The organism is Microbacterium sp. As-52 (genome assembly GCF_049949185.1).
Taxonomy (GTDB): Bacteria; Actinomycetota; Actinomycetes; order Actinomycetales; family Microbacteriaceae; genus Microbacterium; species Microbacterium maritypicum_A.
The window spans coordinates 1,964,284-1,978,254 of sequence record NZ_CP188171.1; the positions used below are offsets into that span (position 1 = coordinate 1,964,284).

General features: G+C 69.1%; 14 protein-coding genes. 10 read left to right on the top strand and 4 right to left on the bottom strand.

Features of this window, described 5'->3' with window-relative positions:
* Positions 1–17: 17 nt before the first annotated feature.
* Positions 18–1,154 (bottom strand): epoxide hydrolase, encoded by a 1,137-nt coding sequence (locus ACLFA2_RS09400; RefSeq protein ID WP_347124047.1) that lies wholly within the window; start codon positions 1,152–1,154, stop codon positions 18–20.
* Positions 1,155–1,215: 61 nt separating this feature from the next.
* On the opposite strand from ACLFA2_RS09400, the gene ACLFA2_RS09405 reads away from it, so the two are divergent.
* A complete protein-coding gene (locus ACLFA2_RS09405) occupies positions 1,216–1,926 on the top strand; it encodes a helix-turn-helix transcriptional regulator (RefSeq protein ID WP_426622450.1) in 711 nt (236 codons plus the stop codon).
* 3 nt (positions 1,927–1,929) lie between these two features.
* Here ACLFA2_RS09405 and uxaC read toward each other — a convergent pair whose 3' ends face one another.
* Entirely contained in the window at positions 1,930–3,348 is a 1,419-nt protein-coding gene (gene uxaC / locus ACLFA2_RS09410; protein ID WP_426622451.1) for a glucuronate isomerase, read from the bottom strand.
* Positions 3,345–4,391 carry a LacI family DNA-binding transcriptional regulator gene (locus ACLFA2_RS09415; protein ID WP_021199438.1) on the bottom strand — a complete coding sequence of 349 codons (1,047 nt, stop codon included), beginning with the start codon at positions 4,389–4,391 and terminating at the stop codon, positions 3,345–3,347. Before ACLFA2_RS09415 ends, uxaC begins: the two co-directional genes overlap by 4 nt.
* Before the next feature lie 116 nt (positions 4,392–4,507).
* Between ACLFA2_RS09415 and ACLFA2_RS09420 the strand changes: the two genes are divergently transcribed.
* The 9 genes from ACLFA2_RS09420 to ACLFA2_RS09460 are packed head-to-tail and all read left to right on the top strand — an operon-like array spanning position 4,508 to position 13,473.
* Positions 4,508–5,866, top strand: coding sequence for an ABC transporter substrate-binding protein (locus ACLFA2_RS09420; protein ID WP_029260730.1), 1,359 nt, complete (start codon positions 4,508–4,510; stop codon positions 5,864–5,866).
* A gap of 18 nt (positions 5,867–5,884) precedes the next feature.
* Positions 5,885–6,814 (top strand): carbohydrate ABC transporter permease, encoded by a 930-nt coding sequence (locus ACLFA2_RS09425; protein ID WP_231479927.1) that lies wholly within the window; start codon positions 5,885–5,887, stop codon positions 6,812–6,814.
* Entirely contained in the window at positions 6,811–7,722 is a 912-nt protein-coding gene (locus tag ACLFA2_RS09430) for a carbohydrate ABC transporter permease (protein WP_029260728.1), read from the top strand. The genes ACLFA2_RS09425 and ACLFA2_RS09430 overlap by 4 nt, the downstream gene beginning before the upstream one ends.
* Positions 7,719–8,552, top strand: a complete 834-nt coding sequence (locus tag ACLFA2_RS09435) for a sugar phosphate isomerase/epimerase family protein (protein WP_021199442.1) — start codon at positions 7,719–7,721, stop codon at positions 8,550–8,552. Before ACLFA2_RS09430 ends, ACLFA2_RS09435 begins: the two co-directional genes overlap by 4 nt.
* Positions 8,549–9,667 carry a Gfo/Idh/MocA family protein gene (locus ACLFA2_RS09440; RefSeq protein WP_021199443.1) on the top strand — a complete coding sequence of 373 codons (1,119 nt, stop codon included), beginning with the start codon at positions 8,549–8,551 and terminating at the stop codon, positions 9,665–9,667. The genes ACLFA2_RS09435 and ACLFA2_RS09440 overlap by 4 nt, the downstream gene beginning before the upstream one ends.
* Complete coding sequence (locus ACLFA2_RS09445) at positions 9,664–10,524, top strand: sugar phosphate isomerase/epimerase family protein (protein WP_426622452.1); 861 nt, start codon at positions 9,664–9,666, stop codon at positions 10,522–10,524. The genes ACLFA2_RS09440 and ACLFA2_RS09445 overlap by 4 nt, the downstream gene beginning before the upstream one ends.
* Positions 10,525–10,574: 50 nt before the next feature.
* Positions 10,575–11,747 (top strand): mannitol dehydrogenase family protein, encoded by a 1,173-nt coding sequence (locus ACLFA2_RS09450; RefSeq protein ID WP_136024753.1) that lies wholly within the window; start codon positions 10,575–10,577, stop codon positions 11,745–11,747.
* A complete protein-coding gene (manD, locus tag ACLFA2_RS09455; RefSeq protein ID WP_401065707.1) occupies positions 11,744–12,982 on the top strand; it encodes a D-mannonate dehydratase ManD in 1,239 nt (412 codons plus the stop codon). The genes ACLFA2_RS09450 and manD overlap by 4 nt, the downstream gene beginning before the upstream one ends.
* Positions 12,979–13,473: a gluconokinase gene (locus ACLFA2_RS09460; RefSeq protein ID WP_426621169.1), complete on the top strand. Its 495-nt coding sequence runs from the start codon at positions 12,979–12,981 to the stop codon at positions 13,471–13,473. The genes manD and ACLFA2_RS09460 overlap by 4 nt, the downstream gene beginning before the upstream one ends.
* Before the next feature lie 11 nt (positions 13,474–13,484).
* Here ACLFA2_RS09460 and ACLFA2_RS09465 read toward each other — a convergent pair whose 3' ends face one another.
* A complete protein-coding gene (locus tag ACLFA2_RS09465; protein ID WP_021199448.1) occupies positions 13,485–13,940 on the bottom strand; it encodes an Lrp/AsnC family transcriptional regulator in 456 nt (151 codons plus the stop codon).
* Positions 13,941–13,971 lie beyond the last annotated feature (31 nt).

Here is a 13,971-nt window from a genome sequence, read left to right on the forward strand (position 1 = left end):
CGGACGTGCGGTGTCGATCAGGCGAGACTGCGGAAGAACTTCCGGATGTCCTCGGCGAGAAGCTCCGGCTCCTCCATCGCCGGGAAGTGCCCGCCCTCGGTGAACTCGCTCCAATGGCCGATGGCGCCGGTCGGATCCATCGTGCGCCGAATGAGCGGATGCGCGTCGAAGACAGCCCAGCCGGCCGGTACCCCTGCCGGCACGGCGAAGTCGAGCTCGGCGTGCTCGGACTCGTAGAAGAACTGAGCGATTGAAGCGCCACTGTGGGTGAACCAGTACAGGCTGACATTCGTCAGGAGCTGGTCGCGATCGACGTCCGGTGCCCGGTGGCCGCTGTCGATCCTGCGGGCGAACTTCTCGACGATCCACGCGAGCTGACCGACGGGCGAGTCCGTGAGCGCCGGTCCGATCGTGTCCGGTCGATGGTTGTGCATGCCGATGTAGCCGCGCTCTGCCGCACTCGCGACGTGTGCGGCCTCGAGCTGGGCGAGCTCTTCCTCTGACAGGCCATCGGGGGCGGGGAACATGTTGCCGACCAGCCCGAGCCATACGCGGTCGCTGCCGAAGTGGGTGCCGATGACGCGGTCGGGGTGGATCCCTGCAAGTCGTCCGGTGATGCCCGTGCCGACGTCGGTGCCGTGGGTCGCGAACCGGTCGTAGCCGAAGCGTGTCATGATCTCGGCGTAGGCTTCCGCCGTCCGTGCGAGGTCCCACCCGGTACCGGACAGCGGGTTCGAGAAGCCCAGGCCGGGCAACGACGGGATGACCACGTGGAACTCGTCGGTCAGCAACGGGATCAGTCGTAGGTACTCGACGAACGACGCCGGCCAACTGTCGCTGAGGAGCAGCGGCGTGGCTTGCGGGTTCGTCGACCGCGCGTGGAGCACGTGGAACGTCTGGCCTTCGATGACCGTGGTGAACTGCTCGTGCATGTTGAGGGTCGCCTCCTGCGCCCGCCAGTCGAAGCCGTCGCGCCAGTACTCGGCGAGCTCCTTCAGATACGGAAGCGGGGTGCCCCGACGGAAGTCGGCGCGATCGTCTCGACCGGGCACGGCAAGCGGCCACCGTGTACGGGTCAGGCGATCGTGAAGGTCGTCGACGGTGTCCTGCGGGATGTCGATGCGGAAAGGGGTGAGAGAGGTGTTCTGGGTCATGCTGTTCACGCTCTCAGGCAATGCGGAAGACCAGCTTCCGCATTTGCTGAGAGGATCAGACATGCTCGAGACCTCGGCCCGTCTGCTGGAACTGCTGTCGTTGCTTCAGCTCAGACGGGACTGGACGAGTTCCGCACTCGCCGACCGACTGGGTGTGAGCACGAGAACCGTGCGCGCCGACGTCGGCAAGCTCCGCTCGCTCGGCTATCCCGTGGATGCGCGTCCCGGAGTCGCCGGTGGGTACCGGCTGGCTGCGGGGGCGGCGATGCCTCCGCTGCTGCTCGACGATGACGAAGCCGTCGCCGTCGCGGTCGGCCTGGGGGCGGCGGCGACCTGGCGGCTCGGCGTCGAAGAGACCTCGCTCACCGCCCTCGCCAAGCTGGAGCAGGTGATGCCCGCCCGCCTCCGCCGCCGTGTCGACGCGATCCGGAAGGCGACCAGCGTGGTTCCCGGGGCCGAACCCCCACTCGATCTCGCAGCACTCAGCACGGTCGCCGCGGCGATCCGCGGTCATGAACGGCTCCGCTTCGGCTACACGAAGCCGGGCGGCAGAGAAGAGCCGCGGCATGCCGAACCGCAGCGGCTGGTGAGCTGGGGGCCGGTCTGGTACCTGCTCGCGTGGGACCTCGATCGAGACGACTGGCGCATCTTCCGCGTCGATCGCATGGTTCCGCGGGCGCCGACCGGGGTGCGCTTCCGACCCCGCGCGATCCCGGAGGGCGATGTCGTCGAGTACGTCGTGCGTCGTGTCACGGAGACCTCCACTTCGTGAGGCTCAGGCGGGAGCACTGGGCAGTCGGAAGGTCGTCCGGGGGATGTCGTCGACGAAGCGGTGCGCCAGCGCGAAGGCCTGCTCCTCGGTGAGGCGGTGCTCTGCGACGAGAGTGGACAGGTAGCCCGCATCGAGCCGCCGGGACATGTCATGGCGCGCGGGAATGGAGCAGAAGGCCCGGGTGTCGTCGACGAACCCGCTGGTCTTCGTGAAACCGGCGCTGTCCGTCACCGACCTCCGGTAGCGGGAGATGGCGTCGGGGGTGTCGAGGAACCACCACGGTGCACCGGCGTACACAGAGGGGTAGAAGCCGGCGAGCGGTCCGATCTCCCGGCTGAACGCGGTCTCGTCGACCGTGAACAGCACCATCCGGAACGTCTCGTTCGTGCCGAAGTCGTTGAGGATCGGGGTGAGCGGCCGCGTGAATGAGGCGACATCCGGCAGGTCGTGTCCGCTGTCCGGGCCGAACTGCGCGAGCGTGTCGCGGTGGTGGTTGCGGATCACGCCGGGGTGCAGCTGCATGACCAGTCCGTCCTCGGACGACATCTCGGCCAGTCGGTACAGCATGTTGCGGCGGTATGCCGTCGCGGCTTCCGCGGTGACGTCCCCCCGGAGCCCGGCGGCGTGGATGCGCTCTGCATCGGCACTCGTCAGCGGCTGCGAGCCGGCGTCGAGCACACCGGTGTCGGTGGCCGTGCCGCCCGCCGCCCGGAATGCGGTCCGTCGGCGGCGCAGGGCGTCGAGCAGCCCGGCGTAGCTCGCGGCATCGGTGCCGGCAGCTTCCGACAGCTCGGCGATCGCGGCGGCCCACCCCGCGGCAGACGGGTCCATGTAGCGGTCGGCGCGGAACGTCGGCAGCACGTGCCCGCGGAAGGACGGATCGTCGCGCAGTCGTGCATGCGCGGCGAGGTCGTCGGCGGGGTCGTCGGTCGTCGCGAGCACCTCGATGCCGAACCGGTCGAACAGTGCCCGCGGGTGGAAGGCGGGGGTCTGCAGCTGCGCGTCGATGTGGGCGTACAGCTCATCGGCATTGCCCGCGCTCGGCTGCTCGGTCACCCCGAACACCTCGGACAGCGACGACTCGAACCAGTAGCGCACCGGCGTTCCGAGGAAGACGTCCCAGTTCGCGCAGAACGCCCGCCACACCTCCTGTGGATCGGCGGGTGCGGCTCCGCGACCCAGCGCGCCGAGGGGCACACCGACGGCGTGGAGCAGGCGCAGCACATAGTGGTCGGGAGTGATCAACAGCGTCGCGGGATCGGAGAACGGTTCGTCGTCGGCGAGCAGCGCGGCGTCGACATGCCCGTGCGGGGAGAGGATCGGTGCCGCAGCGACCGCGTCGTACAGCCGGCGGGCGAGCTCGCTCACGCCGGGATCGGCGGGGAGGAGTCGGTCGGCGTGCGGGCTGAGCGCAGTGTTCATGAGTCTCCTCCAGGGGTGCGGCGGGGTGCGGAGCCGGTCGACTCCCGCACGGTCAGGTGGGTGGGCAGTGCGGCGATGTGCCGTCGGTTGAGCGCGCCCGCTCCGATGCGCTCGCTCTGCAGGCGGTCGAGCAGCATCGACACGGACAGGCGTGCGGCCTGCTCGATCGGAGCGGTGAGGGTCGTGAGTGGCGGGTTGCAGAAGTCGGCGCCGAAGATGTCGTCGCAGCCGACGATGCTCATGTCCTCCGGAACGCGCACGCCGCGTTCCTTGAGCCGGATCAGCATGCCGATCGCGAGGAGGTCGTTGAAAGCCACGCAGGCGGTCGCACCGGTGTTCAGCGCGGCATCCGCCGCCGCCGCTCCCGCCTTCGTGCGGGGCTGGTACGGCCCCACCTTCGTGTGCTCGATCCCGAGGCGCTCGCACGCGGCCGCCACGGCCCGCCAGCGGAGATTGCTCGCCCAGCTGGTCGGGGGACCGGCCACGTAGCAGATGCGTCGATGCCCCAGGGAGGCGAGGTGCTCGACGGCCTGGTCGAAGCCGAGCGGCGTGTCGATGAACACCGACGGCACTCCGGGCACGGCACGGTTCAGGGCCACGAGGGGGAGCTCGGTGCTGAGCTCGGCCAGCCGCTCGTCGGACAGGCGGGACGCGGTCAGGATCGCTCCGTCGTAGGAGCTGCGCAGTTCTTCGAGGGTGCTCTCCTCCATCTCGGGCGACTCCTCGGTGTGCACCAGGATCTGCGAGTAGCCCGCCACCCGCAGGGCCTGCTGGGTACCGCGGATGATCCCGAAGTAGAACGGGTTCGTGACGTCGGAGACCAGCACGGCGACCATGCGGGTCGACGGCGTCGATGCGGTGCCGGAGGCGGCGGTGGGCGTGTAGCCGAGGTCCTTCGCGACGCGGATGATGCGGTCGCGGGTGCCGGGGTTGCCACGGCCGGGGACGGCGAGGGCGCGCGACGCCGTGGAGATCGCGACGCCGGCGGCATCGGCCACATCGGCGAGCGTCGGCCGGTGCGAAGGCGGTGTGGGGGACGACATGGGGCAACAGAATCACAAGATGGCAATTACTGGCAATGAATTGCTAACAATTGCCACGCTTGCCTACCTTGGCGAAGACGCAGTCACGTCCACTCACTGTCTCGAAGGAGAGTTCAATGAAGTCTCGACCCCTGATCGCCCTCGGGGCGATGGCCGCAGCAGCGATCGCGTTGACCGCATGCTCGGGATCCACCGCCGGCACGGACGACGGCGACGCCGGTGGCACCGTCGACGGGACCGGCCAGACGCTCACGGTGATGATGGCCGCGAACGGTCTCTACCCCGAGCAGCAGAAGGAGTGGTTCGGGAAGGTCTCCGATGCCTTCGAGGAGAAGACCGGAGCGAAGGTCGAGTTCGAGACCTTCGCGAGCGCCAACGACGAGCTGACGAAGATCCAGACTTCTGTGCTCTCCGGACAGGGTCCCGACGTCTACGGACTCGGCACCACTTTCACCCCGACCGCGTACGCGACGGGCGCCTTCGTGAAACTCACCGAGGCCGACTGGGACAAGGTGGGAGGCCGCGACCGCTTCGTGCCGTCGACCCTAGGCATCTCCGGCCCGAGCGAGAAGGACGAGATCGCCGTCCCGTTCGTGAGTCGTCCGTTCGTGATGGCCTACAACACCGAGCTGCTCGCCGCCGCCGGCATCGACGAGCCGCCCACGACGTGGGACGAGTTGACCGCCGCTGCCGCGAAGATCGAATCCGGAGACGTGCACGGTCTCGCGATCGGATACGCCGACAGCTTCGACCCCTGGAAGTTCGTCTGGGGTATGAGCGTGCAGGCGGGCAATCCGCTGATCGATGTCGAGGCCAAGAAGGCGGAGATCGACGATCCCGCCGTGGCCGCCGCCTACGACACCTACTTCGGCTGGTACCAGGACGGACTCGTCGACCCGGCAGCCATCGGCTGGAAGAACGCCCAGGCCGTCGCCGCCTTCGCCGAGGGCAAGGCCGCCTTCCTTCCGATGACCTCGGCGAACTCGAAGCCCACGTTCGCGGGTTCCCCCGTCGCCGACTCCTACGCCTACGCCCTCCTCCCGACCATCCCGCCGGGGGAGACCGAACTCCCCAAGGGCGGCGAGGAAGCGGCCAGCATCCTCTCGGGAGACAACCTCGTGGTCGCCCAGTACTCGCCGAACCAGGACCTCGCGTTCGCGTTCATCGAGATGCTCACCAGCACCGAGTCGCAGCTCGACTACTTCGACACGTTCGGCGAGCTGCCGACGGGGGTGGAGGCGGCCGCACAGGTCGAGAAGGACAACCCCGATCTGAGCGCCAACGTGCAGGCGGCCTCGCAGTCGGTCGCCACTCCGTTCACGGGCGCCTGGGGTGACACGCAGCTCGCGCTGACCAACGTCGTCGTGCAGTCGCTGCCCGCGTTGCAGGGGGGAACGCTCAGCCAGAGCGACATCGCCGCGGCGATCGCCGAGGCCCAGGCGAGTTCGCAGTCCGCGCTGGACAAGTCCAAGTAACGACGCGAGGACCCGCACATGGCGATCGCGACCGATACGCGTCGGAAACGCACCGACGACACGCCGCCGAGCGAGCGGCCCCGCCCGCTGTGGATGCTGCTCCCCGGCGGGGTGCTGATGACACTGCTGATCCTGGTGCCGCTGCTGCTCGCCTTCTGGATCTCGATGCTCGATCTCGACCAGTACACGATCAGGCAGTGGTTGCAGGCGCCGTTCGTCGGCCTGGGAAACTTCGTCGAGGCGTTCTCCACTTCTCCGCTGCTGCGGGGGATCTGGCTGAGCGTCAGCTACGCACTGATCGTGTCGGTCGCGGCGATCCCCCTCGGCGTCACGGCGGCGCTGGCCACGCAGAACGCCTTCCGCGGCCGTGGGCTGGTGCGCTCGGTGTACCTGATCCCGTACATCCTCCCCGCGTTCGTCGTGGCGACCGTCTTCCGGGCGATGTTCCAGCCCGAGGGCGTGGTGGACGAGGCCTTCGGCGTCTTCGGCGTCGATCCGGGGCTGTGGTTGAACGGACCGCAGAGCTACTGGACCCTGGTGATCACGCAGCTCTGGGTGAGCTGGCCGTTCGTGTATCTGCTGACCCTCGCCGGTCTCCAGGCGGTGGATGCGGAGGTGCACGAGGCGGCGGCGCTCGACGGCGCCGGCTGGGGGATCAAGCTGCGCAAGGTGATCCTGCCGTACCTGCGCGGATCGATCCTGCTGGCCTTCATCCTCACGTTCCTGCACAGCATCAACGCCTTCACGATGCCGTTCGTGCTCTTCGGGATCCCGGCCCCCGTCGATGTCGAGGTCCTGCCGGTCCTCACCTACGTCACGGCGTTCCAGAGCTTCCGGTTCGGGCTCTCCGCGGCGATGGCGGTCGCCTCTCTCGCGATCGTCGCGATCCCCCTGTTCGTCTACCTGCGCGCTGTGCGCCTCGACACCGGAGAGGACGCGAAGCGATGAGCGTCACCACCACGATCGCGCAGGTCAACCCGCGCCGGAGCCGCCCGGGCGGTCACAGCCAGGTCGACCGCCTGCTGCCGCGTCCGCTTCTCGTGGCCGCGAACGTCTTCCTGTGCCTGGTCGTCTTCGGGCCCGTCTCGTACATGCTGTTCGCCTCGATCAACGCCGATGTCGCGGTCGCCGGAGGCGCGTACTGGCCGACCGAGCTGCGTCTCGACAACTACATCAAGGTCTGGCGCAGTGTCGATCTCGCCGGAGGTCTGGCCAACAGCCTGCTGATCTGCGGGGCGGTCGCGGTCGTCTGCGCGGCCGTGGCCGTGTCGATGGCCTGGGTGCTGGTGCGATTCACCTTCATCGGACGCGTCACGATCCTTCGGGGTCTGCTCGGCCTGCAGTCGGTTCCGGGAACCCTCATGCTGCTGCCGGTGTTCGTGATGTTCTCGACGCTGTCGTCGGTGCTGCGCATCCCCACCATCGGCACGCACTGGTCGGTGTTCGTCACCTACCTCACCTTCGCGCTGCCGTTCTCGACCTGGGTGATGGTGACGTACATCCGCGGGCTGCCGCGCGAGCTCGAAGAAGCCGCCCGCATCGACGGCGCCTCCAACTTCCGCGTCCTCACCCGCATCGTGCTGCCGCTGAGCTGGCCCGGGATCGTGGTCTCCGCGATCTTCGCTTTCCTGCAGGGGTGGAACGACGTGCTGTTCGCCTCGGTCATGACCAACCGCGACAGCCGGACCGCCGCGGTGGCCCTGCAGATCTTCGGCGCGACGCAGGAGACGGGGGCGGTGCCGCTGTACGGACAGATGATGGCGGCCTCGCTCATCTGCGCCATCCCCGTCGTCGTGTTGTACCTCGTGTTCCAGCGTTATCTCGTAGGCGGTCTCACCGCAGGAGGAGTGAAATGACCCCGTGGAAGCTCTCAGGATTCGGTGACGAGATCGATCCCGATCCGGCCGTGCAGATCGCCGTGCTCCAGGCGCTCGGCGCGCGGCACATCGAGGTGCGCAGCGCGTGGGGGGTGAACATCGTCGATCTCGATGAGTCTCAGCTGACGCAGCTCGCGGCCGTCGTGCGCGAACGCGGCATGTCGGTCTCGGCGGTCGCCTCGCCGATCGGCAAGGTCGACGTGTCCCTACCGGTGGAGCACGAGGTCGGTCGACTGCAGCGGGCGATCCGTGCCGCCGACGTCCTGGAGACCCCGTATATCCGCATCTTCTCGTTCTTCCGCGACGAGAACCTTTCGGCCGAAGACATCCGCGACGACGTGCTCGTGCGCATGGCGGCGCTGGCGCGCACCGCCGAGGCGGCCGGGGTCACCCTCGTGCACGAGAACGAGAAGGACATCTACGGCGACATCCCCGCACGCGTGCTCGACGTGATCGAGTCGGTCGGTTCGGACCGGCTGCGCATCGCCTGGGACAACGCCAACTTCGTGCAGGTCGGCGTCCGTCCGTTCACCGACGGCTACGCGATGCTGCGACCGCACCTCGAGTATCTGCAGCTGAAGGATGCGCTCGCAGCGACCGGCGAGGTGGTCCCGGTGGGCGAGGGCGACGGCGAGCTGCGCGAGACCCTCACCGCCCTGCGCGACGACGGCTATGCGGGGTTCGCCTCGCTCGAACCGCACCTCGCCGACGTGAACGCCCTCGGCGGGTTCTCCGGCCCCGAGGCCTTCGGCCGCGCCGGTCGGGCCCTGCGCACCCTCACGGACGAGATCGGAGTGACCCTCTCATGACCGACGCAATCCTCGACGTCGCGATCGTCGGATGCGGCATCATCGGCGTCAATCATGCCCGAGCGATCGCGAGCACTCCCGGCCTGCGCATCGTCGCCGTCGTCGACGAGGTGCCGGCGGCGACCGCACGGCTGGCCGACCTCGTCGTCGACGAGCTGGGCGGCGCGCGACCGTCGGCCCACGCCGAGATCGAGTCGATCCCCGCCGATGTCGATATGGTCGTGATCTGCACCCCGAGCGGCTCCCATGTCGAGCTCGCCGAACGGGCGGTCGCCCGCGGGATGCACGTCGTGCTGGAGAAACCCCTCGACGTGTCGATGGAGCGCGGCCGCCGATTAGCGGAGATCGCCAGGGACGCGGAGACGCGCGGCATCCGGATCTCGGTGATCAGCCAGCACCGCTTCGACCCCGGTGCCGTGGCCGTCGCCGACGCCGCCCACTCCGGACGCCTGGGACGGATCACGAGCGCGGTGGCCTCGGTGCCCTGGTGGCGCTCTCAGGAGTACTACGACTCGGGCGCCTGGCGAGGCACCTGGGAGCTCGACGGCGGAGGCGCCGTCATGAACCAGGGCGTGCACACCGTCGATCTGCTGCTGTGGTTCCTCGGCATGCCGGTCGAGGTGTTCGCCCACACCGCGCTGCTCGCACACGAGCGGGTCGAGGTCGAAGACGTCGCCGTGGTCACGGTGCGCTTCGAATCGGGGGCGCTCGCCGTGCTGCACGCCACGACCGCGGCCTTCCCCGAGCAGCCGGTGCGGCTGGCCGTGCACGGTGCGCAGGGGACCGGCATCATCGAGAACGACCAGCTCGCCCGGCTGTGGATCGATGGCGAGCCGACCGACCGCAGCGCCGACTGGGTGCCGGAGGGGCATCGACTCGGCGACGACCGCAACCCGCAGGCATTCGCCGAGGGCCACGCCCGTCAGTACGCCGACATCGTCGAGAGCATCCGCGACGGGCGGGCTTCCCGCGTCGGGGTGCCCGAGGCGCTGCGGGCGCTCGCCGTCGTGCGCGGCATCTACGTCTCGGCGACCACCGGCTCGCCGGTGCGCATCGCCGACCTGATCGACGGCACCGTCGACGACACGAACGTGCGGACAGGAGGCATCGCATGAAGTTCTCCGTGTTCACCGCGGCGACCCCCGACTGGGAGCCCGCGGAAGCGGCCCGCCGCATCGCCGCGATCGGCTACGACGGCATCGAGTGGCGCATCACCGACCAGGACGAGGCGGATCCGCCCGGGTTCTGGGCCGGGAACCGGGCGACCTGGCCGCTCACCGGGCTCGAGGGGTCGGTCGCCGAGATCGCCCGCATCACCCGCGAGGCCGGGCTGGAGTTCAGCGGCATCGGCGGCTACGCGCTCGCGCCCGACCGGGACGACGTGCTGCGGACGCTCTGGGCGACGGCGGACCTCGGTGCGCGTCAGGTGCGCGTGCGCATTCCCTTCAACGACGCCCAGGACTATCGCTCGGTGTTCGCGCAGACCAGGGACGACCTGGAGTGGGCCGCGGAACAGGCGGGGACACTCGGCGTGAAGGTGCTGGTCGAGCTGCACCACCAGACGATCTCGTCGTCGGCGTCGGCCGCCCTCCGGCTGGTCGACGGCATCGATCCGCGCACCATCGGCGTGATCCACGACCTCGGCAATCTCGTGATCGAAGGACAGGAGGACACTCGGGCCGGGCTCCAGCTTCTGGGCGAGTACCTCGCTCACGTGCACGTGAAGAACGCGGTCTGGCAGCGCACCGGGCAGACCGGGCTCGATGGAGATGTGCGCTGGGAGTCGGTGTGGGTGCCGCTGCGCGAGGGCATCGCCAGTGTGCCGGACTACTTCCGTGCTCTCGCCGAGGTCGGGTACGACGGCTGGGTGACGCTGGAGGACTTCTCGACGGATGGTCCGCTGGAAGAGCGACTGGTCGACGACCTCGCCTTCCTCCGCGCGTGCGCCGGTGCCGCGGGCATCGGATCGTGACCGGGCCGGCGCGCACGCAGCATCCTCCGCTCCGTGCCGCTCATCTGGGGATGGGCGCCTTTCACCGCGCCCATCAGGCTTGGTACACCCAGCAGGTGAACGACCGCGCAGGCGCGGACGACGGCTGGGGCATCGCCGCTTTCACCGGACGCACCCCCGAGGCTGCGGAACTGCTGTCACGGAACGACGGCGTCTACACGGTGCTGGAGCGTTCGGCCGAGGGGGATCGGGCGACGACCGTGCAGTCGATCGTGCGCGCGGTCCCCGGAGCGGATGAGGCGTCCTGGCTCGCCGTGCTCGCCGATCCGCAGGTCGCCGTGCTGACCGTCACTGTCACCGAGGCCGGGTACTCCGCCGGTTCCGCGGTGCCCGGACGCATCGCCGACGGCCTCATCGCTCGGGCGGACGCCGACGCAGGACCCCTCGCGGTCGTGAGCTGCGACAACCTGCCGGGGAACGGCCGCGTGCTGCGTGACGCGGTGCTCAAGGCCGCCGGCACCGAGGCTGCGCGCATCTCGGACACCGCGTCGTTCGTCGACACCGTGGTCGACCGGATCACGCCGGCCGTCACGGCAGCCGACATCGATGCCGTGCGGAAGCTCACCGGCCTCGACGATCCGTCCACCGTCGTGACCGAGCCGTTCACGGAGTGGATCCTCGCCGGAGAGTTCCCCGGCGGCGCACCGGACTGGGCGCAGGGCGGTGCACGATTCGTGGCCGACGTGGGTCCGTATGAAGAGCGCAAGCTCTACCTGCTCAACGCCGGCCACAGCTTCCTCGCGGCCGCTGGTCGTCTGCGCGGATATGAGACGATCGCCGAGGCGTTCGACGACCGCGACCTCCGTGGCGACACCGAAGCGCTCTGGGCCGCCCAGCGGACCGCGGTCGATCTGCCTGTCGCAGAGCTCGACGGATGGCTCGGCGACCTGCGCGTCCGCTTCGCGAACCCGCGCATCGCCCATCGACTCGACCAGATCCGCCGCGACAGCCCGATCAAGGTGGCGCTGCGACTCGTGGCTCCCGTGCGCCGGCGGCGTGAGGACGGCCTCGCCGTCGACGACGCACAGGTGCACGCCCTGGAGACCTGGATCCGCTCGCTCCTCGAACTCGACCCGACCGACACCGCGACGGCCGCCGTCGCGCGCACCATCGGCGCCGTGCCCGAGAGCGATCGCACGCGCACCGTCATCGACCACCTCACTCCCGAAGGGACCCTCGCATGAGCATCGACAAGGCTGAGGTCATCGTCACCAGCCCGGACCGGAACTTCGTCACCCTCAAGCTCACGACCGCCGACGGCGTCTCGGGCCTCGGCGACGCGACCCTCAACGGGCGTGAGCTCGCCGTCGTCGCGTACCTCACTGAACACGTCGTCCCGCTGCTGATCGGCGCCGACGAAGACCGCATCGAGGACACCTGGCAGTTCCTCTATCGGAGCGCGTACTGGCGGCGCGGCCCCGTCACGATGGCCGCCGTCGCCGCGGTCGACATGGCACTCTGGGACATCAAGGGCAAGAAGGCGGGGATGCCGGTCTACCAGTTGCTGGGCGGGGCATCGCGTTCCGGCCTGCTCGCCTACGGTCATGCCTCGGGAAAAGAGCTGCCCGAACTCTTCGACTCCGTGCGCGCGCACCTCGACCAGGGGTATCGGGCGATCCGTATCCAGACGGGTGTTCCCGGGCTCAAGGCCATCTACGGCATCGCCTCGCAGGCTGCAGACACCGGTGGTGGGGAAGCCCGCTACGACCACGAGCCGGCCCGGCGGGGTGCGAAGCCGGTCGAGGAGGATTGGGACACCCGCGCCTATCTGAACCACCTGCCGGGCGTCTTCGAGGCGGTGCGCAACGAGTTCGGCCCCGACATCCCCCTGCTGCACGACGGCCACCACCGGATGACGCCCATCCAGGCGGCGAAGCTCGGCAAGGCACTCGAACCGTACGACCTCTTCTGGCTCGAGGACTGCACCCCCGCCGAGAACCAGGAGGCGCTGCGGCTCGTGCGTCAGCACACGACGACACCCCTCGCGATCGGCGAGATCTTCAACACCGTCTGGGACTTCAAGGACATCATCCGCGACCAGCTCATCGACTACGTCCGCGGCGCGGTCACCCACATGGGCGGCATCAGCCCGCTGAAGAAGACGCTCGACTACGCGGCGATGTACCAGATCAAGTCCGGCATGCACGGGCCCACCGACATCTCGCCGGTCGGTATGGCGGCGGCGATGCACCTCGGCCTCGCCATCCACAACTTCGGCATCCAGGAGTACATGCAGCACGGCTCGCGGACCGACCAGGTTTTCCGGCAGTCCTTCACCTGGCGCGAAGGCCTGCTGCACCCCGGCGACGAGCCAGGTCTGGGCGTCGAGCTCGATGTCGACGAGGCGGGGAAGTACCCGTATGAGCGGGCCTATCTGCCGTACAACCGTCTGGCGGATGGAACGGTGCACGACTGGTGACCACCGCGCGTCGGCCGATCGTCGTCATGGGGGTGTCCGGGGTGGGCAAGACCACGGTGGGTCGGGAACTCGCGCGCCGGATGGGTGTCGCGTTCATCGACGCGGATGATCTGCACGGGCCGGAGAACATCGCGAAGATGGCAGCCGGTGCTCCGCTCGACGACGACGACCGATGGCCGTGGCTCGACCGGGTGGGGGCGGCGCTCGCCGCAGATCCGGTGGTCGTCGTCGCCTGCTCGGCCCTGAAGCGCAGCTACCGTGACCGGCTGCGCGCCTCGGCCCCGACCGTCTTCTTCGTGCACCTCGACGCGCCCCGAGAACGGGTGGTCGCGCAGACCACCGCGCGCCGGGACCACTTCATGCCGCCGGCGCTGCTGGCGTCGCAGCTGCAGACGCTGGAGCCCCTCGGGCCGGACGAGCAGGGGATCGCGGTGACCGTGGATGCTGCGCCCGAAGAGCTCGTGGCACGCATCTGCCAGGCCCCCGTCTGACCGCACCCGCCTCAGGGGATCGGCACCGCCCGGTCCGCTCCGAGGCGCTTCATGACCATGGTCGAGGTGAGCCGCTGCACGCCCGGCAGGGCCCCGAGGGTGTTGTCGTAGAGCTCCTGGTAGGCGCTCATGTCGCGGGTGAGGATGCGCAGCATGTAGTCGGGGTCGCCGAACAGGCGCTGGGCCTCGACCACCGCGGGGATCGCCACGACGGCCTCCTCGAACGCCACGATCGTGTCCTTGTCGGTGCGTCCGATCGTCACGAACACGATGGCCTCGAACGTGAGGCCGACGGCTGCGGGCGCGACGACCGCGCGGTATCGCTCGATCGCTCCGGACTGCTCCAGTTCCTTGAGTCGGCGATGGCACGCGGACAGGCTCAACCCGACCTGGGAGGCGAGGTGCGTCGCACTCATCCGTCCGTCATCCTGCAGCAGGGAGAGGATCTCCCGGTCAAGTGCGTCCATGGTGACAATTCTTGCAGGTGAAGGGCGCGAT